At 34.0% G+C, this 23,034-nt stretch carries 24 protein-coding genes and 1 riboswitch; all 24 genes read right to left on the bottom strand.

Features of this window, described 5'->3' with window-relative positions; translation table 11 throughout:
• Positions 1-39 precede the first annotated feature (39 nt).
• Complete coding sequence (locus M1R53_RS04425) at positions 40-1,308, bottom strand: nucleotide sugar dehydrogenase (RefSeq protein WP_249242119.1); 1,269 nt, start codon at positions 1,306-1,308, stop codon at positions 40-42.
• 33 nt (positions 1,309-1,341) lie between these two features.
• Entirely contained in the window at positions 1,342-1,686 is a 345-nt protein-coding gene (locus M1R53_RS04430) for a type II toxin-antitoxin system PemK/MazF family toxin (protein WP_019213611.1), read from the bottom strand.
• A gap of 82 nt (positions 1,687-1,768) precedes the next feature.
• Positions 1,769-2,944, bottom strand: a complete 1,176-nt coding sequence (alr, locus tag M1R53_RS04435) for an alanine racemase (protein ID WP_249242120.1) — start codon at positions 2,942-2,944, stop codon at positions 1,769-1,771.
• Positions 2,945-4,087 (bottom strand): NAD(P)H-hydrate dehydratase, encoded by a 1,143-nt coding sequence (locus M1R53_RS04440; RefSeq protein WP_249242121.1) that lies wholly within the window; start codon positions 4,085-4,087, stop codon positions 2,945-2,947.
• Positions 4,087-4,989: a dihydroorotate dehydrogenase gene (locus tag M1R53_RS04445; RefSeq protein WP_249242122.1), complete on the bottom strand. Its 903-nt coding sequence runs from the start codon at positions 4,987-4,989 to the stop codon at positions 4,087-4,089. The genes M1R53_RS04440 and M1R53_RS04445 overlap by 1 nt, the downstream gene beginning before the upstream one ends.
• Positions 4,982-5,731, bottom strand: coding sequence for a dihydroorotate dehydrogenase electron transfer subunit (locus M1R53_RS04450; protein WP_070599906.1), 750 nt, complete (start codon positions 5,729-5,731; stop codon positions 4,982-4,984). The genes M1R53_RS04445 and M1R53_RS04450 overlap by 8 nt, the downstream gene beginning before the upstream one ends.
• Positions 5,724-6,590: an orotidine-5'-phosphate decarboxylase gene (gene pyrF / locus M1R53_RS04455; protein ID WP_249242123.1), complete on the bottom strand. Its 867-nt coding sequence runs from the start codon at positions 6,588-6,590 to the stop codon at positions 5,724-5,726. Before pyrF ends, M1R53_RS04450 begins: the two co-directional genes overlap by 8 nt.
• A gap of 1 nt (position 6,591) precedes the next feature.
• On the bottom strand, positions 6,592-7,014 hold the full coding sequence (locus tag M1R53_RS04460; protein WP_019213617.1) for an aspartate carbamoyltransferase regulatory subunit: 423 nt from the start codon (positions 7,012-7,014) through the stop codon (positions 6,592-6,594).
• Positions 7,014-7,937, bottom strand: coding sequence for an aspartate carbamoyltransferase (pyrB, locus tag M1R53_RS04465; protein WP_019213618.1), 924 nt, complete (start codon positions 7,935-7,937; stop codon positions 7,014-7,016). Before pyrB ends, M1R53_RS04460 begins: the two co-directional genes overlap by 1 nt.
• Positions 7,938-8,006: 69 nt before the next feature.
• Positions 8,007-8,675 carry a hypothetical protein gene (locus M1R53_RS04470; RefSeq protein ID WP_070599914.1) on the bottom strand — a complete coding sequence of 223 codons (669 nt, stop codon included), beginning with the start codon at positions 8,673-8,675 and terminating at the stop codon, positions 8,007-8,009.
• Positions 8,676-8,842: 167 nt separating this feature from the next.
• Positions 8,843-10,024 (bottom strand): glycine/sarcosine/betaine reductase complex component C subunit alpha, encoded by a 1,182-nt coding sequence (gene grdD, locus M1R53_RS04475; RefSeq protein WP_249242124.1) that lies wholly within the window; start codon positions 10,022-10,024, stop codon positions 8,843-8,845.
• A gap of 10 nt (positions 10,025-10,034) precedes the next feature.
• Positions 10,035-11,576: a glycine/sarcosine/betaine reductase complex component C subunit beta gene (grdC, locus tag M1R53_RS04480; protein ID WP_085840133.1), complete on the bottom strand. Its 1,542-nt coding sequence runs from the start codon at positions 11,574-11,576 to the stop codon at positions 10,035-10,037.
• A gap of 120 nt (positions 11,577-11,696) precedes the next feature.
• A complete protein-coding gene (gene grdB / locus M1R53_RS04485) occupies positions 11,697-13,007 on the bottom strand; it encodes a glycine reductase complex selenoprotein B (protein ID WP_249243197.1) in 1,311 nt (436 codons plus the stop codon).
• Between the two features lie 34 nt (positions 13,008-13,041).
• Positions 13,042-13,518 (bottom strand): glycine/sarcosine/betaine reductase complex selenoprotein A, encoded by a 477-nt coding sequence (grdA, locus tag M1R53_RS04490; RefSeq protein WP_083304710.1) that lies wholly within the window; start codon positions 13,516-13,518, stop codon positions 13,042-13,044.
• A 47-nt stretch (positions 13,519-13,565) separates the two neighbouring features.
• Positions 13,566-14,852: a glycine/sarcosine/betaine reductase component B subunit gene (locus M1R53_RS04495; RefSeq protein ID WP_249242125.1), complete on the bottom strand. Its 1,287-nt coding sequence runs from the start codon at positions 14,850-14,852 to the stop codon at positions 13,566-13,568.
• 56 nt (positions 14,853-14,908) lie between these two features.
• Positions 14,909-15,223, bottom strand: a complete 315-nt coding sequence (gene trxA / locus M1R53_RS04500; protein WP_019213627.1) for a thioredoxin TrxA — start codon at positions 15,221-15,223, stop codon at positions 14,909-14,911.
• A gap of 52 nt (positions 15,224-15,275) precedes the next feature.
• A complete protein-coding gene (gene trxB / locus M1R53_RS04505; protein ID WP_249242126.1) occupies positions 15,276-16,217 on the bottom strand; it encodes a thioredoxin-disulfide reductase in 942 nt (313 codons plus the stop codon).
• Between the two features lie 152 nt (positions 16,218-16,369).
• Positions 16,370-16,468: riboswitch (glycine riboswitch) on the bottom strand.
• Between the two features lie 117 nt (positions 16,469-16,585).
• A complete protein-coding gene (locus tag M1R53_RS04510; RefSeq protein ID WP_249242127.1) occupies positions 16,586-18,187 on the bottom strand; it encodes a Na/Pi cotransporter family protein in 1,602 nt (533 codons plus the stop codon).
• A gap of 8 nt (positions 18,188-18,195) precedes the next feature.
• Complete coding sequence (locus tag M1R53_RS04515) at positions 18,196-18,663, bottom strand: tRNA (cytidine(34)-2'-O)-methyltransferase (RefSeq protein WP_085840130.1); 468 nt, start codon at positions 18,661-18,663, stop codon at positions 18,196-18,198.
• Positions 18,664-18,672: 9 nt separating this feature from the next.
• Positions 18,673-19,491 carry a Cof-type HAD-IIB family hydrolase gene (locus M1R53_RS04520; protein ID WP_249242128.1) on the bottom strand — a complete coding sequence of 273 codons (819 nt, stop codon included), beginning with the start codon at positions 19,489-19,491 and terminating at the stop codon, positions 18,673-18,675.
• Complete coding sequence (locus tag M1R53_RS04525) at positions 19,488-20,906, bottom strand: VanW family protein (RefSeq protein ID WP_249242129.1); 1,419 nt, start codon at positions 20,904-20,906, stop codon at positions 19,488-19,490. Before M1R53_RS04525 ends, M1R53_RS04520 begins: the two co-directional genes overlap by 4 nt.
• Positions 20,903-21,550 carry an endonuclease III gene (nth, locus tag M1R53_RS04530; RefSeq protein ID WP_249242130.1) on the bottom strand — a complete coding sequence of 216 codons (648 nt, stop codon included), beginning with the start codon at positions 21,548-21,550 and terminating at the stop codon, positions 20,903-20,905. Before nth ends, M1R53_RS04525 begins: the two co-directional genes overlap by 4 nt.
• Positions 21,531-21,833, bottom strand: coding sequence for a DUF503 domain-containing protein (locus M1R53_RS04535; RefSeq protein WP_019213635.1), 303 nt, complete (start codon positions 21,831-21,833; stop codon positions 21,531-21,533). The genes nth and M1R53_RS04535 overlap by 20 nt, the downstream gene beginning before the upstream one ends.
• Positions 21,833-23,023 (bottom strand): glycine C-acetyltransferase, encoded by a 1,191-nt coding sequence (locus M1R53_RS04540; protein WP_085840127.1) that lies wholly within the window; start codon positions 23,021-23,023, stop codon positions 21,833-21,835. Before M1R53_RS04540 ends, M1R53_RS04535 begins: the two co-directional genes overlap by 1 nt.
• Positions 23,024-23,034 lie beyond the last annotated feature (11 nt).

The following is a 23,034-nucleotide window of genomic DNA, read 5'->3' on the forward strand; positions in this document are numbered from 1 at the left end:
CCACCTATTGGCGGGAATTGATTTGCAATAAATAATATCTTACTCAAGTTCTCCACTACCTAATAAATAATAATTAAATCCTAGTTCTTCAACTTTTTCTCTATCAATAAAGTTTCTTGTGTCAAAAATATTCTTTTTATTCATAACTTTCTTTATTTCTTTATAGTCAAGAAGTTGGAATTGATTATGATTTACGCCTAAAACCAATAAATCTGCACCTGTAATTACTTCTCTAATATCACCATAAAGTTCATTAAATTCAAGTATTTGATCGTTTTTGAATGGATCATAGACAGCTACATTATAATCATCATTTAGTAAAGCAATAAGATGAGTTATTGGACTTTCTCTAAAGTCATCAATATTTGGCTTAAATGATGAGCCAAGTATAGCTATCTTAGAGCCTTTTTCTACTATCTTCTTTATCTCATCAGCTGTAAATTTAGGCATAGAGTCATTTATATCTCTTGCTTGATGAATTAGTTTCGAATTTTCTTTATCCGCTGTTACCAAGAACCATGGATCTACTGAAATACAATGTCCACCAACTCCTGGTCCAGGAGTATGAACATTTACTCTTGGATGTTTATTAGCTAATTCAATTAGTTCCCATACATTTACACCTAGTGTATCACATATCTTAAGCATTTCATTTGCAAGAGCAATATTTACATCTCTAAATGTGTTTTCAAGTAATTTACATACTTCAGCTGTAGTTGCATCTGTTGTAAATACTTCTGCGTCAACAAATGTCTTATATACATCTCTAACGATTTCAGCAGATTTTTTGTCAACGCCGCCCACTACTCTATGGTTATTTTTAAGCTCATATAAAATATTTCCTGGAATAACTCTTTCAGGGCTGTGAGCTAAATATATGTCTTCAGACACTTTTAAGCCAGACTTTTCAAGTATAGGCTTAACAACATCTTCTGTAGTACGTGGTGGAGATGTTGATTCTAAGACAACTGTATCGCCTTTCTTAAGAACTTTTAAAACATCGTGACATGCATCCTTAATATATTTTAAATCGCAGCTCTTGTCTTCATTAAAAGGTGTTCCAACACAGATGATATACATATCAGCTTCATGAATCCTATCTGAAACCTCTATCTTGCCCTCTTCTAGAGCTTTGTCTAAAATTTCTTTAAGACCTGGTTCATCAATCTCTAAAGTTCCATTTTTAATCTTTTCGATTTTATCTTTTACTGGATCATATCCAAATACTTTGAAATGATCACTTAATATTGTGGCTGTTGGTAAGCCAATATATCCTAATCCTAATACGGAAATGTTTTTAATACTCATTTTATCCTCCTATAATTTATATGTAAAATAAAATTATTTATTTAACGCTAAACTTATCTTTAAACCGGCATCAACCTTAGCCATCAGCTTATCAGTTACGGTTCCAATTTTTTCTCTCAATCTTTTCTTATCAATAGTTCTGATCTGCTCAAGTAAAATAACACTATCTTTAGGCAAGCCAAATTCCGGTCCATCTATTTCTATATGGGTCGGTAGTTTAGATTTGTTAAGTTGACTTGTAATTGCAGCTACTATGATGGTTGGTGAATACTTGTTACCTACATCGTTTTGAATAACAATGACTGGTCTCACACCACCTTGTTCAGAGCCTATGACAGGTGATAAATCTGCATATATAATATCACCTCTTTTTATCATATTCTCACATCCTTTCTGATAAGTAAGACAATTATATTATAATTTAAAATCGCTTATAAGTCAATAACTTTACCAGTTTAAGCTATATATCTTTATAATTATGTGAGCTTATTTCTTTATCATTGTAATAATATTTTCTAGAAATTCTATCTTTCATATCTGTTAGCACTTCATAATTAATAGTGTCTTCAATTTTAGCAATATCATCATAAGTCATAGCCTTGTTAGTACCGTCACCTATGATAGTTACTACATCAGCTACTTGAGCATCTGTTCCTGTAGCATCAATCATAAATTGATCCATACAAATGTTTCCAATGCTATTTAAAAGTTTATCTTTGTATAAAACTTTTAGTTTGTTTTGTAAAAGTCTTCTCACTCCATCTGCGTAACCTACTGGAATAGTAGCAACTTTAGTCTTTTTATCAGCAATGAAAGAAAAAGTGTAGCTAACGCCATCTCCTGCTTCTATTTCTTTAACATTGGATATGCATGCTTTTAATTGCATTAATTTTTTTAAAGGTAAATTTTCTTTTATAACTTCATCCGATGGGTAGTAACCATAAAGAATTATGCCTGCTCTAACATAATCAAGGTTTAATTCCTTTAAATCCATGATGGATGCTGAGTTAGAAACGTGTTTTATCCTTATCTTAAGTCCAGAATCTTCGAGCATGGATACAGTTTTTTTATAGTTATCATATTGCTTTTCTGTTAAAGTCTTATCTTTGATATCTGCATTAGCAAAATGTGTAAATATACCTTCTATATCGATATTATCAAGTTTTGCAATACTTAAAATATCTTCTACAGACTTTGCTCTGTGTACTTCATCTGCTTGAAAGCCAATCCTTGACATACCAGTATCTAAAGCGATATGTATCTTAGCCACTTTATTTTGTCTTATAGCTTCATCACTAAGTTTTTTTGCCTTTTCATAGCTAAATATGGCGCTCGTTAAATTATATTTAACCACTTCTTCTAAATAATTGTCCTCTAAGTAGTTAAGCATAAGTATATCCTCTTCAATGCCTGCTTTTCTAAGCTCCATAGCCTCGCTTGCAACGGATACAACAAATCTGTCAATACCTAAGCCTTCCATAAATTTTGCAAGAGCTACAGCTCCATGACCATAAGCATCAGCCTTAATAACTGGCATAATCTTCGTTTCAGGTCTGATAGCTTTTTTAATAGAATTGATATTGTACTCAAGATTGTTTAAATTAATTTCAAGCCAAGCGGCTCTATTGCCATTCATTTATTTTACCTCCATCAACTTAATAGCCTTAGGTATAAACTTGATTATATCGCTCGCTATTAAAGAATATTCTGTGTATTTTTCTTTTGCAAGATCCCCTGCTAAGCCATGTAGATATACTCCAAACTTTGCTGCGTTAAAGACTTTAAAGCCTTGAGCAATAAGCGATGCTATAATTCCAGATAACACATCACCGGAGCCTGCTGTCGCCATGCCAGGATTTCCTGTATTATTTATGTATTCAATATCTTTATCCATGACAATAGTATTGTGACCTTTTAAAACTACCACCACTTCGTATTTATCACTAGCGATGCGCGCATATTTTTTAGGATCTTTTATAATTTTTTCTATATCAACGTCTAATAGTCTTGCAAGCTCAGCAAAATGCGGTGTGATAACAGCTCTATAAGCTAATTTATCTGCATACTTCTTTAAATAATGAAGACCATCTGCATCGATCACAAGTTTTTTATTTGAAGCAATTATATCTTTATAAATTTTATCTCTATCGTCAAAGAATGACCACGCTGGCCCAAAAAGTACAGCGTCCATATCGGCTAAATCATAATTATCATTAGTTCTAATTATTGTTTCAGATAGCTTCACGCTAAGTATATCTTGTATATCCTTATCAATGTATAAATAAGATAGACCGCAGCCAGTCCTCATCGCAGCGAGCGACGCAAAATAAGGCGCTCCAGTCATAGACAAAGAACCAGCAAATATGGCAAGCTTGCCGTAATCGCCTTTATGTGTAAAATCATTCCTCTTTTTAAATATTTTAAATTCATCATCAATATTTATTTTATAAGTATTTTCGTCAGTACTTGCAACGCTTATAGCATAATCTGCATCGTGTGAGATTGAGACAAAAAAATTTATACCATTCACATAAGCAAATGGTACATCGTTTTTTCTCTCTATAGAGATATCTTTATATTGTAAGTCAGCTAAATTGCCGTTCAAAGCCTTAATAATAGCTTCTTTAGCCGCAAAAATTCCAGCACAAGTTTCATCAGCCTTAGCTGATGATTCTATATAGCTTATCTCTGCATCACTAAAGAAGCGATTCAAAAACTTTTCATTTTTCATTAATTTTCTAATTTTAGATATTTCAAGTATATCTACGCCTATACTCATTAAATTATTCCTCTAATCTCTTCAAAACTTTCTATCTTATTATCGTTCATGTATTTTTCTAAATCTTCTACCATATTTGCCATAATCATAGGCTCAGTAAAGTTCATAGTTCCTACTTGAACTGCACTTGCGCCAGCCATGATGAATTCGATGACATCTGTGTAATTTCTGATGCCTCCCATGCCAATAACTGGTATATTAACGGCTTTTGCCACTTCATATGTCATTCTTAAAGCTATAGGCTTGATTGCTGGACCTGATAAACCTGCAGTTTTGTTATTAAAAATAGTTTTGCGTCTGTCTATGTCTATAGCCATAGCGTTAAATGTGTTAACAAGGCTTAGTGCATCTGCGCCGACTTCTTCGCAAGCTTTAGCCATCTCAACTATATCGTTAGCATTGGGTGAAAGTTTTACTATAAGTGGTTTATCTGTTATGTCTCTAACTTTTTTAACAACATCTTTTGCAACGCATGTTTTTATGCCAAAAGCCATGCCACCGCTTTTGACATTTGGGCATGAAATATTAAGCTCTATCATTTGAGCCTCTGTTTCAGATATTAATCTAACTGCTTCTAGATAATCTTCTATGTTATTGCCGCCAATGTTTACAAGTGTGATAAGATCTTTTGATAGTAAAAAATCTAGTTCCTTATCTATAAAAGCTTGTATGCCTGGATTTTCTAAGCCGATGCTATTCATAAGGCCACTTGGTGTTTCAAAAAGTCTAATGCCTTCATTGCCGTCTTTTGGGTTAAGTGTAAGTCCTTTAGTTGAGACGCCGCCTAGTTTTGAGATATCGTAGTATTCTTCATACTCTTTACCAAAACCAAAGGTACCGCTCGCAGCTACAAGTGGGTTTTTAAATTCAATATCAGCTATTTTAACTCTTAAATCAGTCAATTAAAAACACACCTCCTCCAAATATTGGACCGTCCTTACAAACGCGTCTCATACCAACCTTAGTCTTTATACTGCATCCTCTACATGTACCAACACCACACGCCATTCTTGATTCCATGCTAACTAAGACTTTATTTCTATTGTGAGCCTTTAATAATAAAGCCTTCATCATTGGGAATGGTCCGCATGTATAAATCTTATCATATTTTTCACTCTCAATTATGTCTATGATGTAGCCTTTATAGCCAACTTTTCCGCTTTCAGTAGATATGTATGTGTTTTCAACATATTCTTCGAAATCTTCAATAAGATATGGATTATCTCTAAAACCAGCATAATAATCTATATTTTTAGTAATATTTTGTATAGATCTAGCAAGGTACTTTAGAGGCGCTATGCCAACAGAACCACCAACTAAAGCTATTTTTTCATCTTTATTAGGTAGAGGAAACTTATTTCCAAGTGGTCCAAGAAGATATAATTTATCGCCTTTTTTAAGCTTCATCATCATATCTGTTCCTCTGCCAACATTTGCTATAAGTAGATAGATATTGCCATCCTCATCTATATCATAGATGCTTATAGGTCTAGCTAGAAGAGGGTCTGTTCCTTGCCAAGATTTAATCATATAAAATTGTCCAGGTGCACCTTCAAACGGTCCACTAACTTTTAAAACGTAGATATTATCAATAATGTGATTGTTTTCTAATATCGTACCCTCTTTGTATGCATTTCTAGCCACAAATATCCTCCTTCATCTTTAAAACAGCTTCTCTAATATATTTTGTATAATTTTTATCATCATAATCAGCTTCATCTTTGTGCTTAATATGGCTTGTTATTATTCCTCTAGATGAGTTTACAACTCCGCCGTTAAGCTCATTTAATAATTTTCTAACAGTTGAAGCCTTTCCGCCTTGAGCGCCATAACCTGGAATTAAGAAAAATGTTCTTGGAAATCTCTTTCTTATATCATCTTGCTCGCCGCTGTCCATGATATTATCACCAACAACGAAACCTAGAGATGAGTATCCGTAGTCACCAATGTATTTTTCAGCAATCTTATCAAGATTGTCTCCTATTATATTATACAATGTTTCGCCTTTACTTTCAAGATATTCTATATCTAAAGCGCCAGGATTTGAAGTTCTTAGTAAAACAAATATTCCTTTTTCTCCACTTTCCAAATAACTTAGATATGGTTTTATACTGTCATATCCCATAAATGGTGAAAGAGTGATAAAATCCGCTTCAAAATCTCCTTCAAAGTGTGCTTTAGCATACATTTCGGCAGTCTTAGCAATGTCAGATCTTTTGATGTCACCTATGCTTAATTTATTTTTTCCTCTTAGATATTCAAGAGTTTTTTTGTATGCCATAAGTCCTTCAACACCTAGTGCCTCATAGTATGCAATTTGAAGTTTATAAACAGCCACTAAATCCTTTGTTGAGTCGATTATATCTTTATTAAACTTAAATACTCTATCTGCAATACTTTCTATACTATTTAAATGTTCTGGAATATAGGACAAATCTGTGTCTAAACCGACACAGATTGGGCCCAATTTTTGAACTTCTTCAAATAATCTATCTATAATCATATTATTCGCCATAAACATGATCACAGTATGCACATTTGTATTTGCCTTTTTCTTTATCAACTAAGACAAACTTATGTGGTATATTTCTTTCAACAGATGTTATACAACGAGGATTCTTGCATTTTATAACGCCTTCAACAATTTCTGGAAGAGTTAAATTAATCTTTCTTTCAATCTTTTCATCTTTGATAACATTTACTGTGATGTTTGGGTCTATAAAGCCTAGTGCAGATAAATCTAGGTCTATTTCGTTTTCTATCTTAATCATATCTTTTCTGCCCATCTTTTCGCTGTGAGCGTTCATGATTAAAGCTACAGTGTAATCAGCTTCTCTAAGATTAAGATATTCAAATATCTGTATGCCATGTCCAGCTTGTATGTGGTCTATAACTATTCCCTTTGAAATACTATTAATACTTAACATTATTTAACCCCCAATAACTTTGCTATAAGTGCCATTCTTATATACATACCGTTCTTAACTTGTCTAAAATACCAAGCTCTTGGATCGTCGTCAACTTCAACTGCTATCTCATTAACTCTTGGTAGTGGATGAAGAATTGCTAAATCTTTCTTAGCATTTTTAAGTTTTTCAAGATCAAGTACGTAGCTGTCTTTTAATCTTACATAGTCAGCTTCATTGAAGAATCTTTCCTTTTGTACACGAGTCATGTATAGTACGTCTAGGTCATCAATTACATCTTCAAGTCTTTCTACTTCTGTATATGGTATAGATTTTTTATCAAGAACTTGTTCTTTGATGTAGTTTGGAACTTTTAATTCATCTGGTGATATAAGTACAAACTTGTTATTACTATATCTAGACATTGCCTTGATTAGTGAGTGAACTGTTCTACCAAACTTTAAGTCGCCGCATAAACCTATAGTCATACCATCAAATTTGCCTTTAGCGCTAAGTATTGTGAATAGGTCTGTAAGTGTTTGAGTTGGATGTTGATGTCCGCCATCGCCTGCATTAATTAGTGGTACTGTACATGCGTTGTGTCCATATTGAGGAGCACCTTCCTTTGGATGTCTCATAGCAATGATGTCTGAGTAGCAGCTAACAGTTCTTAATGTATCTGCTAGTGTTTCACCCTTTGCTACAGAACTAGAGCCCGGCTCCGAAAAACCAATAACACCTCCGCCTAATCTTAACATAGCGGCTTCAAATGAAAATCTGGTTCTCGTGCTGGGCTCATAGAATAGAGTAGCTAGGATTTTACCGTCACAAACGTGAATAAAATCCTTTTCATTTTTTACAATTTCTTTACCTAGATCAAATAGCTCATCTAGCTCCTCTAGGCTTAGATCTTCCGGATCAATATAATTTCTTCCCTTAAGCATAATATCCTCCCTATATTTTTTTATCTTTATAATCATACTACTAATAAAATTAAAAGTCAAGAACTTTTTTTACTTTTTTTCAAATTTTATAAACTTGTATGCTTCGTCAATTTTTTTGATGATATCAAGTCTAATTTTCTCTAGTTCTTCATCATCTTCTTGCTTGGAAAGTATTGACATAAGATAATTATACCTCATATCAATAAGTTCACTATTAGTATTATCATCAGAATAAAGAGCACTTAAATTATTATAATATTTAAAGCTCTCGAAATTTTCAAGCGTATAATTTTCAATTAATAATTTATCATTGTATTTGAAATTCTTAAAAAACTTTTCTTTCTTAGCTAATTTAGCATTGCTGATATGTGCAAGAATAATTATATACATTATAAATATAATCGTCATAATTATAGTATATTTAATAAAATAATGATTAGTATAAACATCAAGACTTCTTTTAACTAGTAAGCGAATTATGATAAAGTGTAAAAAAGCCCTTCTAGTTGCGTTGCTAGCTATAATTCTAAAGACATAAAATGTTTGTGTATCTTTGACTCTTGGTCTTATGATTAAGTAATAAAAAATCAATGATACACTTAAAGCTATATCAAGCCTATGTACCTTAGATACAGGTAGCAAAATAAAATTAAGTATCATTAAAGAAAAACTTGATAATTCTATAATAGATCTTAGGTCCATAATATATTCATTAAAGTATTGTTTATTTTTTTCCATAGTATCACCAAGTATATTATACCATTAAATCATAAGTTTTTCATACCTTTTATAATATATTTATACTAAAACATATACATTTTTTGCAATATTTTCAATAAACTAAATTAATCACATAATTATCATAAAATTTTTGCATAAAAAAATGAGGCTTGCGCCTCATTTTATTAGCAATTTGCATCACTTGTTATATATCCAGCTTTTGTTAAAACTTCTTTAGCTTTATCAAGGTTCTTTGCACTTACCATGATAACTGGTCCTGTACAACCCATACCGCTTTCAGCATAGATGCCTTCTTTCCAAAGTGCTTGAACTGAATCTTCTAGTTCTAGTATATCGATACCAGCAATAGCTTCTTCAACAACTTCCTTCGGTGGAGCTGCAACAGCTTCCTTTGGTCCGTCATCTTTCTTTTCATTTGCTTTATTTAATGATGCTAAAACATCTTTTAATCCAGCTGCATTAGCTGCTTCAAAAGTCTTCTTAGCTACCTTGTGTAAATTACCTTTAACAAGGCCTGCAGCATATGTTAAAGCGTTAGCTACAACAGGAACTCCTGATGCTCTAGAAACTATAAGGATAGTTCTGTCAAATCCTTCGCCAATACCAGGTCCATATCCAAAACCATTAGCTTCGTATGATCCACCTGTTGTGAATGATGAGAACATCTTCATAAGGATGTTACCTGTTAGTGAGTCATTAACTACAACGTCGCATGAAGCTTGTAATAAGTCGTTTCCTCTCATTACATCTCCACCGTCAGCTCTGTGTGACTCAGCAAATTTTATATTAAATCCGTTATCATTTAATTGTTTAAAAGCTCTTTCAACTTGTCTAGCTCCGTCAACATTTAGTATACCAAGACTTGGATCTTGATTTCCTAATGCTTTAGCTACTATTAAGCCATAGATACCATTAAGAACCATTGCTTCTACTCTGTGTGCAGAAGATGTTCCTGTAGTTGTTGCTATAAGCATTTCTTTACCAAATCCAGGAGTTATTGCTCTACCAACAGTTGATACTCCGATTGGGAAATTGTAATGCATAGTAACGCATGCATCTATCTCTCCAGCATCTAGTAGTTCTTCCATCTTCTTATATCCTTGATCTTCATCAGAAACTTCATATTGAGTTAAATTTGTTTCTGCTTTAGGACCGATAAGAACAACTTCTATTGAAGAATCTCTAGATTGAGCAAGTTCTGCAGCTTTAACTAAGTTTTCAGTACCATGTTCGCTACCAAAACTTGTTAAGCCAACACGTACTTTTTTACCGAATGAACCAGTTTCTAATCCATCTGCGATATCATTAAAAACTTGTCCAATCATTTTCTTAATGTTGTCTGACATATCGTCACCTCTAATTTTCTTCTGTGAATGATTTAGCGAAATCTCTCATTGCATCTGCTACATATTTCTTAATAGTTTCTTCAGATGCTGCACCTTCTTCGCTAACCTTTCCTGGGTTCTTTTCGATTACTATAGAAACACCGTCGAATAGGTTTGTCATTCTACCTAAGAATAAGCTTCCCTTACCAACAATCATAGCTCTTTTTACTGCTCCGCTCTTGATATCATCTATAACAAATCCAAGATAAGGTGCTCCTGAAGGTATATGGCCTTGAGTTGGAGCCCAACCTTTCATACCATGTTCAACGATAAAATCAGGAAGTGCAGTTCTTTCAATTTCGCCATTCTTTACAGCTAAAGCTCCTATCATCTTAAAGTTAGCTTCAGGAACGTCACCTGCTCCAGCTGGTCTTGTTATATCTGGATTTTGCATTTCTACTGAATATTTATCTACATCTATGATTTTTAATCCAGCTTTTGTTAGTGGATTTGTAACTAAAGAAGTGATAACTGCTTGTGGTGATGAACCAGTGCCAACTGTATGTCTGCCGACAATATCAGTTCTTATTATTGGATGTTCTCCATCATTTTGAGAAACAACAAATGCAAATCCTGCAACACAGTCTTCGATTATTGGCATTTCCTTCTTAACATGGTCTCTTCCGTTCATGCCAAGTTTAGCACTAGAACCACCAGCTACTACCATTACATTCTTAAATGTTCCAGCTTGTACTAAAGAAGCAGCTGAAATTAAAGAGTGAGTAGGTGCAGCACAGAAACCTCTTACGTCTGAACCTGATGCGTTAACTAAACCAGTTAATTCTGCTATAGATTTAGCAAAGTTACCGCCACCTCTTTGATTCATATCGCCACATGCTTCTTCTGAACATTCAATCACATATTCAATTGATGCAGGGTCTATGTGGTTCTTTTCTATACAGTTTAAAGCAGCAAATATACCTGATGCTTTAACTACTAAGTTTTCAAACATTACGTGAGCAGATAAGTTTTGGTCAACATCATGTGCTCTCTTTACACAACCTACGATTTTGTCTTCGTTCATGATTGCTTCAGCACCGTGATCATTGATTAAGCCTTCAATTTCTGCTAATTCAGTACCTTTTCCTAATCTAGCAATTAATTCATCATTGATTAGCGGATGTTCTTCGAATTCTTTTCTAACTTGATCAGTAAATTCTGAAGTTAAGAAAACTAACTCAAAAACATCTGCAACTTTCATCATACCTATAAGTTCAGATTGTGGAAGAATTTCACCCTTAACACCGTGTCTGTCTGCGCCAGATAGTAAGTGTTCATGCCATGGCTCAGGTACTTCTCTTAATTTTTCAGGAACTTCATTACCTATATAAATTTGGTTAGGTAAATAGTTAACACAGTCTTCGAAACTTCTTAAATGTTTTGGAACTGCCTTTAGATACTCTGAATCTGGATGTAGAGTTCTTTCTGTTGTTTGTGTAGTTCCATTGTGGATTACCATATCAGGTGCTTGTAACAATACATAAGCTGCACCCTTTAATACTGAATAATTCATCCATACACCTCCGTAATATTTTTTTATTATGAATTATCTATAACATAGCAATACTATGACATAAACTAATTATGTACTTCGCCCTTAATTGAAAGGGCGAATTATAATTATCTAAAATAATTATTTATCGAAAACAGTTTGTCCATCAACTTCAGTTTCTAAAGCATGTAATGCTTTTTCAACTAATTTTCTTCTTAGAGAAACTTCTTCATCATGATCAAGTTTTGGATCTCCAAGAGGATGTGGAATAGCTATTGTAGGAACTATTCTGTTAGCACCTACTGTTAATGAAATTGGAACTACTGTACACATGTGAACTACAGGGATTCCTGCACGTTCAATTTCTTTTACCATTGTTGCACCGCAACGTGTACAAGTACCTCAGGTACTAGTTAATATAACTCCATCAACATGGTTTTCAACTAATTCTTTTGAGAATTCTGATGCAAATTTCTTAGCGTTTGCAACGGCAGTACCGTTACCAACTGTTGTGAAATATGCATTGTATAGCTTACCAATTTTACCTTCTTTTTCAAATTCTCTCATGATATCAAGAGGTAAAACTCTGTTTGGATCTTCGTTTGCATATACAGGGTCATATCCACCGTGAGCTGTTTGAGCATTTTCACTTGTGAATGCGTCTATACCTGTAATATCATATCTTCCGTATTTAGAAGCTGATGATGCTTCAATGTGATCTGGGTTTCCTTTTGCACAAATACCGCCAGATGTAACTAAAGCGATAGTTGCGTGAGCCATATCTTTTATAGCTGGATTTGGATCAACTCTGTCGAAGTTAGGCATTGGATATTCTGTAACAAATTCTTCACCTTTTAACTTCTTAAGCATCATGTCAACAGCTCTTCTTGCTCCTCTTTCTTCTACGAATAGATTGTATCTTACTCCTCTTTCGATGTATCCTTCTTCTGCTGGAGTACCGATCTTTTCTTTCTTAGCTAATTTAAGAGCTAATGGAGCCATGTGTTTAACAGCATCAACCATACCAGCTGCACTGTTCTTTGTGCTTACTATATATACTGATTTCTTGAACATATCAGCACCTGGGTTTTCAACGTACATACCAGTTACTGCTGGAATTCCAAGTTCATTTTGTACTGCGTCAGTAATTGTAGCGCAAGCTACACCGTATCTTCCTGCGTTAAATGCAGGTCCTGCGATGAATAGATCCGGTTCATATTTTTTAACCATTTCTAGTATAGCTGCTTTTGCTTCTTCTATGTTTTCTCCGAAATATGAGTCACCACATACTATAGTCGCAACAATTTCAGCTTCTCCTTTAAATTGGCCATTTAAAGCCATACCAGGACCCATAACCTTTTCTTCAACGTAAGGTTTTATATCAGCTTTTTCTTCTCCACCAACACCGGCAAAGAATTGGTTAATATAATGAACTACTTTTAATTTACTCATCATATTTCCCCCCTTTTACTAAAATTTTTGGGCACTATTTATATTGAGTGTACTCATCTCTGATATTTTTGATTTCACTAGTAATAGCGTCAACGTCTAATACCATTTCCATCATGCCTATTTGTTCGTCATAAACACCTGCATCTACACTTTCCTTAAATTCAGGTTCTAATGCATGGTATACCTTAAGTCCCAACGAGACTCCGGCTAAAGGACCAGCCCATGTAGGGTCACCTGCTGTAACAGTTTCAGCTGCTAAGCCTGCTGTTTCAGCTTCTCCTCCACCAAGTAAAACAATTATATTTTCTGCACCGTATTTATCAACGGCTTCTTTTACTCTGTTTTGGTTTTCTAGGTCCATAGCGCCAGCTGCAGTTCAGACAAAACACTCAGTAGCTGAGAATACAACTTCTGCTGGAGTTGTCTTTACACACTCTTCCATAGCAGGACCAGGAATACCGTCTCTGTCGCCAATTATAACAACTTTTGAATTTTCATTAAATATTGACATTCAAAAACTCTCCTTTCCTATTTTTTAATTTTAAAATTTTTAATTAATTATTTGCCTCTTGCTGTTAAATATCCGAAACCTACTTCAGAAGTAGCTCCTGTTATAGCTTGGATTTCAACTGTTACTGAACCATCAGCCTTTAATGAACCGTCAAATCCACCTGCGATTGTATCGATAAATTCAGGGTGACCTATAACTTTGTCCATCTTAGGTAGTTCAATTAATTCATTTGCGTTACCGCCAGTAATAACTGCATCTGCAGCCTTGTCAGCGTCTGCTAATGATTGAGAAGCACCGTCTCTACCAGCGTATTCGTCTGTAATGATTACAGTTTTAACGCCTTGTCCTTCGATCTTCTTGCAGTTCATGATTAAGTCTGTATCTGGGTTACCAAAACCTTCTTGTGAAACAACAGCTCCATCAAGATCTAGATATCTAGTTAATTTTGCAGTCCAGTTTGAGCTTCTTTCCTTATCTGCAAGATAAACGTTTTCGTTAGTGATAATCATACCAACAAAGTTGATAGTTTTACCGTGTTCTTTGTACAATTCTTTAACAACTGGGTTGTTCATGTGTACATAAGATGGGTTCTTATCGCATGATGATACGCAGTTACCACTGATTATAGCTCCGTCAAAAACTTCAGTTGGGTATAAAATTGTAGGAACTATTTGTTTTGCATCGACACCATAAACATATGTGTCATGTAGAAGTCCTTGAGATTGTAGCATTTGAACATATGCAACTCTTGGAAGTCCTTTGAACTTTTCAGCACCTTCCATTAAAGGTAATGTTTCATAAACTTCTGTTTCATCTGGAGTCAAGTTTCTTGCTGCTTCTGCTAAGTAAGCTGCAGTCTTGAATCCACAATATCTTAGAGCTTTTTCATGTTCGTGTTGCTTTAAACCATCAATTGGTTCAGCAATGACAACGATGTTGTTAGTTTTTGAGAATGGTGTATATTGAGCACCTGGGCCTGTCATGTCGACAATACCTTCTTGGAAACCAACAATTTTACCTGTTGTCATTACTGCACAACCTTTAAGAACGTTTGTTTTACCTGAACCAACTACATCAACTTTTGAAAGAATTCCAGGGAATACTCCGCCAGGTCCTTCAACTTTAACTCTTGGTTCAACAACATCTTTAACCGGTGTGATTCTAACACTTTCTCCCGGTCTAGCGATTTCTACGTCTACAGATTTAATGTGTTCATCTTCCTTGCAAAGGTTGATGATGTCTTCTTTATTTACATATAGAACTCCATTTTCTACCTTTGTCTCTTGGCCGAATTGAACATCTTTAATAAGCACGTTGCCTATTTCTAGACGCATAATCTCACCTCCCTTAAAATTTTAAATATATTTAACTATATAATAGTAAATAAACTTTAGTTATATTTTTCTAACATTTCTCTAACTGATTCTTTAGTAGCGTCTTCTTTAACTCTTGAATCAACTTGAGAACCATCTTTATAGATAGCAATTACTGGTAAACCCATAACTTTTTCGCCAATTGCTAATCTTCTTCCTTTTGAAATATCGAATGACGTGAATTTAACGTTTTTGAATTCATCTTCCATAGCGTGGATGTGTGGCATTAAAGCCTTGCATGGTTCACATGTAGGTCCCCAGAAATCCACTAATACATATCCTTCAGCTTGTTTAACTTCTTGTTCGAAATTGTCCTTTGTTACTTCTAACATTGCGATTCCCCCTTAAAATTTCTCTAAATTCTTTAATTTATACTTCAGACTATTAGTCTGCAAAGTGCTCGTTAATATACTTTTCAGCTTGTGTAGCTGCTATAGCTCCGTCTGCTGTTGCTGTAACAACTTGTCTTAATTCTTTCTTTCTGTTATCTCCAGCTGCAAATACTCCAGGGATATTTGTGTGCATGTTTTCATCTGTTACGATGTATCCGCCTTCCATATCTAGTAAGCCTTCAACTATATCGTTCTTTGGTGTATATCCTACGAATACGAATAAACCAAATGTTCCGTCGTTTTCGTCAGCAAATATTTCTCTTCTTTCTTTTGTCTTAGTATCTTCAAGTACTATGCTTGTTAGAATACCATCACCTTTTACTTCTACAACTGTTGCGTTCCAGATATAGTCAAGTTTTGGATTCTTGTATGCTTTTTCCTTAATACTTTCAGCTGCGCGTGCTTCATCTTTGCCTTTTCTGTAAACAAGTGTAACTTTTCTAGCAAATTTAGATAGATACATTGCTTCTTCGAAAGCTGAGTCTCCACCACCAACAACATAAACTTCCATGTCTTCAAAGAAGTTAGCGTCGCATGTTGCACAGTAGCTTACGCCTCTGCCTGTGAATTCTTGTTCGCCTGGGCAACCAATCTTTCTTGGTGTAGCGCCTGTAGCAACTATAACAGTTTTGCCTTCATAAGTTTTGTCTTTGCAAACAACTTTTTTAACTTTATCGTTAAGTTCTAGTTTTTCAACTGTGTCTATAACGAATTCTGCGCCAAAGTTGTCTACTTGATCTTTCATTCTCTTAATTAGGCTTGGGCCTGAAGCTTCTTCAACTGAACCAGGATAGTTAGCAACTTCATCAGTTATAACTATTTGTCCGCCTGCTTTTTCCTTTTCTAGGATAAGAGTTTTAAGTCTTGCTCTTGAAGCGTATAAGCCAGCTGCAAGTCCTGCAGGGCCTCCTCCAATAATAATTACATCATACATTATGATATTCCTCCTTATACTACATATTGTTTATTAATAAATTGTCCGTAAATTAAAAAACAGAAAACAAGCCACTCTTGTTCTCTGTCTATAACCTGTGAGATTCTCTTAAACAAGATTGCTCCATCGGTGCTAAAAGCTTTCCAGAGTACTGTCAAAATACGGTTCTTTTACCTGAGACTTTTGAATTAGAGTAGTGAGCTCAAATTCTTTACCCTTCGGTGACATACGTTCTCTCCCGCATCTGTCGTCCAGTTCTTTACTAACTATATTATACTACAAATAGTATAAAATTGCAAGCTTTTCTGTATTTTATTTTTTTATATCTGAATTAAAAAATCTTTGCTACTATTCTATAGTTTTATAATTTATTCAAAATGTTTTAATATATATCCTGCGATATTGTCTGCATGGTCACCTATTCTTTCAAGGTTCGATATTGTATCTAAGAATATAATGCCTTGCTCTTCTTCGCATTCATTTGACATAAGTCTTCTAAAGTGTTTCTCTCTAAATTCTTTTTCGCATACGTCTATCTTCTTTTCTACTTCAACTATATCATACGCCATATCTTCAGACATCGCTCTGTATGCGCTCATTGTAAGTGTAAATACTTTTACTGTTAAATCATACATTTCGTTAAGTTCTTTTTTGCCTTCTCCAGTAAAATGTATATCCATGTTTATTCTTTCTTCACTTAGTTGAGTAATATTTTTAACATGGTCTCCAGCTCTTTCAATATCGTTTACTATAAAGAATAAATCGTCGACTGTTTCGTGTTGTTCTTTAGATAGTCCCGAAGTTGATACCTTTACTAAATAATCTATAATTTCTTTTTGTAGACTGTTTATAAGATCTTCTCTATCGTAAATAACTTCCATAAGCTCAATTTTTTTGTTAATTAATAAGTTTCTTGAATCTTCTATGTTTTGTAAAACTAAATCATTCATTCTTGTCAATTCATCCATAACTGTTCCTATGGCTAAACCTGGTGTAGTTAATATACGATAGTCTAGGTGAATAGCATACTTATCTTCTTTATTGTCACTTTCTGGTATAAGTTTTTGTGCAATCTTAACCAAAACTTTGGCAAATGGCATCATCCAAAGTACATTTATTACGTTAAAGAATGTATGTGCCATAGCGATTTGTGTTGTAGCTGAACTAAAAGTATTGACTACATAAGCTTCTATTGGATTCTTTAAGAAAAGTAAAAATACTATGGAGCCAAACACATTAAAAATAAAGTGAATAAATGCCGCTTGCTTTGCTGTCCTGCTTGCGCCAATACTTGAAATAAGTGCTGTTGTTGTCGTTCCTATGTTTTGTCCAAATAATATTGGGAAGGCTATGTGCATATTGATAATGTTTTGTGATGCAAGTGCAAGTATTATGGCTTGTGCAGCTGATGATGATTGAAGTATTGTTGTCATTACAATGCCGACTAAAAGTCCTAACCATGGATTAGTTAATTTTGCCATTAGATTAGCATAAACTGTACTTTCACCTAATGGCCTCATCGCATCGCCCATTGCTGCCATACCAAAGAATAGTATACCAAGTCCTAAAACAATTTCCGCATAGCTTTTTATTTTTTTCTTTTTACCAAGCATAAATAATAAAACACCGATGAATATCGCTATTGGTGCGTATCTAGAAATATTTAGAGCTAGCATTTGGCCTGTGATTGTTGTACCAATATTTGCTCCAAAGATGATTCCAACTGCTTGATATAGGTTCATTAGTCCTGCGTTTACAAAGCCGACAACCATAACTGTAGTTGCCGATGAGCTTTGTATAATCATTGTTACTACAGTACCAACCAATATACCCATGAAGGTATTTTTAGTTAAAGCACCAATAATATTTTTTAATTTGTTTCCAGCTGCCTTTTGAAGTCCGTCTCCCATAAGACTCATTCCGTATAGGAATAAACCAAGGCCACCCATAAGTCCTAATAAATAATCCATAACATCACCTATATAAGATTCATAAAATCAAGCTGTCTTAATGCTTCATACAATATAACCGTACAAGAGTTTGCTAGGTTTAACGATCTTTTTAAATCTTTAATCATTGGTATTCTTATTGCTCTTTCGCTATATTTTTTAATCAAATCCTCTGGTAAACCAGCTGTTTCTTTGCCGAAGAAAATAAAATCGCCATCTTTAAATTTAACATCAGAGTAAATATTATTGGTCTTTGTGGTTGCCAAATAAAAATTTATATCTTTATTCTTTTCGAAAAAATCGTCTAAATCTTCATATATTGTAAGATCTAGATACTTCCAATAATCAAGACCAGCTCTTTTTAAATGTTTGTCGTCTAAATCAAATCCAAACGGCTTAATCAGATGCAATCTTGAGTTTGTTAAAACGCAAGACCTCGCTATCGCTCCTGTGTTGTGCGGTATCTCTGGTTCATGTAAAACTATATTGATCGCCATGAGTTCCTCCTAGAAATATTGTTTTAAGAATTTCATTATGCCGTCATGATCATTGTCATAATCAGTTATGAAATCTGCTTTTTGTTTTAACTCGTTAGTAGCATTACTCATAGCAACACCAACTTTCGATTCTTCTATCATTTCTATGTCATTATTGTTGTCTCCAAAGGACATTAAATTATTTAGATCCAATCCTAAGTTTTTACACAGATATTTTAATGATTTAGCTTTATTTACCCCTTCTGGAACAATTTCAATATTATTAGTCCAAGAACTCGATATTTTAATTTTATCAATTTTGCTTAGCTCTTGTCTTACTTCTTCAATATATTTTTTATCTTCTTCTACTAGTAATACTTTAAAATAAGAATTGTTCTCGCATGACTCTTTAATTTCTTTTATGTTATTATATTCAATTATATCTATAGTGTCTTTTATATTTTTAGGCACTCTTGAGTATGTGTTTAGTGATGTAGTGCCTTTGAGCCTATAAAACTCATTCACTCCGTAAAAATGAAAGTTCATCTTATAATCATATAATAAGTCAACAACTTTTATAAAAGCATCTGTATCGATTGGTTTTTCATAAACCCTTCTGCCTTCATAGTCTGTGACCACGCTTCCATTTGTGGCTACAATTGATGTTTTAAATGGCAGTATGTGTGCATAAGCTTCGATTGATTTATGAAGTCTACCGCTTGAGAGAACTATTTCAACTCCATCATTACTTAATCTTTCAAGCTCCAGTGATGTGCCTCTACTCACCATTTTTTCACTATTTAATAAGGTGCCATCCATGTCAAAGGCAAGTATTTTTATATCTATCATGGCAAAATCACCGCATCGTTATTCCCACTGTCTTGGCCAGAGCTATCAATATCTGCAGATTTTTCAGAAACTCTAACTATTGTATCTCTCTTTGGATAATAGTTTTTTGTAAATTGTTTATTTGAAATAACTTTTCCATCTTTAGTAATAATTTTATTAGTTACTACTCTATATCCATCATAACCCTTGAAATCAACTACTCTCTCTCCTGGTTTAAGAGTAGTATCAACTTTTTCAATGGTTTCTGATTTAATTACTTCAACTATCTCTGATTTGAAGCTTATATCGTAATCTTTTTTAGTTTTGTCTCCATATACATAAAATGTTACTTTGTTTTTTGTCACACTTGAGTCTATATATATAGGAAAATCAAAATCATTTTTAAATCTTAAATTCTTTGTTCCTCTCCAAACTGCACAATCTTGTCCCTTTGGTACATAAGCAGCTGCTCTTGAATGAGGGTGTCTTTCAATAATTTTAACTCCAGCTCTTATAAGAGCGTTATATAGTGTTGTTGAAGTTTGACACATGCCTCCTCCTAAGCCATCCTCATATTCTCCGCCCTTTAATACATGAGCATTTTTATAACCTTTTGCTGTAGTTACTTCTCCTATAGCATTATTAAAATTGAAAGACTCTCCAGGAAGCAATAATTTCTTTGAAACAGTATCTGACGATACTCTTATATTTGTCTTTCTCTCGTTTGAGCTAGTACTGATGTCTGTTGTAAATGAACCTATAAGTCCATTAATTTTCTCTAACTCAGAATGTTTTTTCTCTGGCTCAATAGTCTCAACACTTGCAGTAACTGTTTCTTTGCTATTGTTTATAGCATCAATTATATCATTTTTTAATTTTTCTGAATTTAATTTTTTTCCTTCTTTACTCTCAGTAGAAGTTATTTTGCCATTGTTCACACTAAATTCTGCATTTACTGCGTCCGAATTAGTTTCGCTAGCAATTTTGGATACAAATTCATCAACGTGTGAGTAATCAATTTCTTTATCAATATTGATATTTAGTGGATTTTCTTTAAGCGTCTCAAATTTATTGTATCTTTCTTCTAGCTCTCCTTCTCTTGCATAATCGTATGCTTCGTTAACTGCTTTATCAACGTCCATCTTATGATCTAGATTTTTTAACTCAAAGTTATAATTTTTGTCTTCAACAGTTACGTTGATATTTTTTCCTTCTAATTCACTCGCTTTTGCTGTAAGAATTTTTTCTTTTGCCTTTTCTTTTGAAAGTCCTCCAACATCAATTCCATCAATGGTGATGCCTGAGTAAATATTATCTCCTTGTAGCGCTTCTTCCATAGCTTCTATCCTTTTAAGCTCTTTATATTTTGTATATCCAAAATATCCTCCGCCTAAAATTAATATTAGGACTATAAATATTGCTAATCCCTTTTTCATTTATCCATTCCCCTTCTATATAAACAAATCTCGCTCAAATTGCATTCCAAGCACAATGGTCTTTGTGCCTTGCATACTCTTCTTCCATGAAATATCAAAAGATGATGAGCAAGTGACCAAGTGTCCTTTGGAAGCTTTTTCATAAGTGCTTTTTCAGTATCCAATACATTATCTTCATGAACTAAACCAATTCTGTTTGAAACTCTAAATACATGAGTATCAACAGCTATCCTTTGTTCGCCAAACGCATTTGATAATACTACATTGGCAGTTTTTCTTCCTACTCCTGGTAGTTCTACTAGCTCTTCAAAAGTTTTTGGCACCTGGCTATCGTATTTATGTACTAATATATCGCAAGTCTTTTGTATGTTTTTTGCCTTATTTCTGAAAAAGCCTATGGATTTAACCATATCTTCAATTTCAGAAAGAGGTCTTTCTATGTAATCAACTGGTTCTGGCATGATTTGAAACATCACATCAGTAACCTTATTGACTTGCTTATCTGTTGTTTGAGCTGATAATATCGTTGCTATCAAAAGCTCAAATTCATTTCTAAAATGCAGTTCAGGACCTGCGTCGGGATAATCCTGACGCAGTATGTCCAAAACTGTATTTACTTCTTTTTTATTTAATACTTTTTTCATAACTATACATCTCTTTATCTATGTTTGTAATTTCAACCCTATCGTCATTATCGATAAAGTTTATAATTTTCTCGATAGTTTTCTCGTTATATTTACTTTCATTTGAAACGAAGGAAAATCCTAAATCACTTACCTGCCACTTATCGTTATCTGCAGCTTCGCAAACAGAGACGTTAAACCTTGACCTTATTCTTTCTACGATGGATTTAACAACCATGCGTTTATCTTTTAAGCTCAAAGCATCATATATAGTTATGCTGATAAGCATATTCGTAACGAACATTATTGTAAAATGTTCATTTCCTTTCCTACTTTTTCAAATATTCTGCATGCTTCATCAAGTTGTTCTTTTGTATGAGCTGCTGTAACCATGCATCTTACTCTACCAGTTCCTCTTGGTACTGTTGGGAATACTATAGCTGAAACGAATACTCCGTTTTCAAGTAATTTTCTTGAGAATTCCATAGCTTTTGCTTCTTCGCCAATAATTACTGGAGTGATAGGTGTTTCGCTGTGACCTGTGTTAAAGCCAAGCTTACCTAATTTTTCCTTGAAGTATCTAGCGTTATCCCAAAGTTTATCAGTATATTCACTGCTTTCCATTAGCATCTTGATAGCTTCAGTTATAGCTCCAACTGATGCTGGTGTTAAGCTTGTTGAGAATAATACTGGTCTTGCTCTGTGGATAAGCCATTCATACATAGTTTCTGAACCAGCTACATAACCACCGATACAGCCAATAGCTTTTGATAAAGTACCGATTGAGAAATCAACTCTTCCATGTAAATGGAAGTGGTCAACTGTACCTCTACCATTTTCTCCAAGAACTCCTGATCCGTGAGCATCGTCAACATAAGTCATACATTCGTATTTTTCAGCTAAATCAACGATGTCAGGAAGCTTAGCTATATCCCCGTCCATTGAGAAAACACCGTCAGTTATAATAAGAACATTTCTATAATCTTTTCTCTTTTCTTTTAAAACATCTTCCAAGCTATCCATATCAGAGTGCTTAAATATAGCTCTATCTGCTTTGGAAAGTCTTGAGCCGTCGATGATTGAAGCGTGATTTAACTCATCAGAGATTATTAAGTCGCCTTTTTCAGTTACCGCTTGGATAGTACCTGCGTTACAGTTGAATCCTGATTGATAGATGAAGGCTCTTTCTTCTCTTTTGAACTCTGCTAAAACTTTTTCAAGTTCTTCATGGATATCCATGTTACCAACTATGGTTCTAACAGCTCCTGAGCCTGCCCCGTATTTTTCTACCATTGCGATAGAAGCTTTTTTAATTCTAGGGTTGTTAGCAAAACCTAAGTAGTTGTTTGATGATAAGTTTATTACCTTCTTACCATTTAAAATAATTTCAGCGTCATCAGGTGAGCTTAATATAGGTAATTTTCTATAAACTCCTTGATCTTTTAACTCTTGGATTTTGTCTTTTAAAAATCCTAATTCGTGTACATTTGACATAATACCCTTCC

Source organism: Fenollaria massiliensis (assembly GCF_023347705.1).
Classification (GTDB): domain Bacteria; phylum Bacillota; class Clostridia; order Tissierellales; family Peptoniphilaceae; genus Fenollaria; species Fenollaria massiliensis.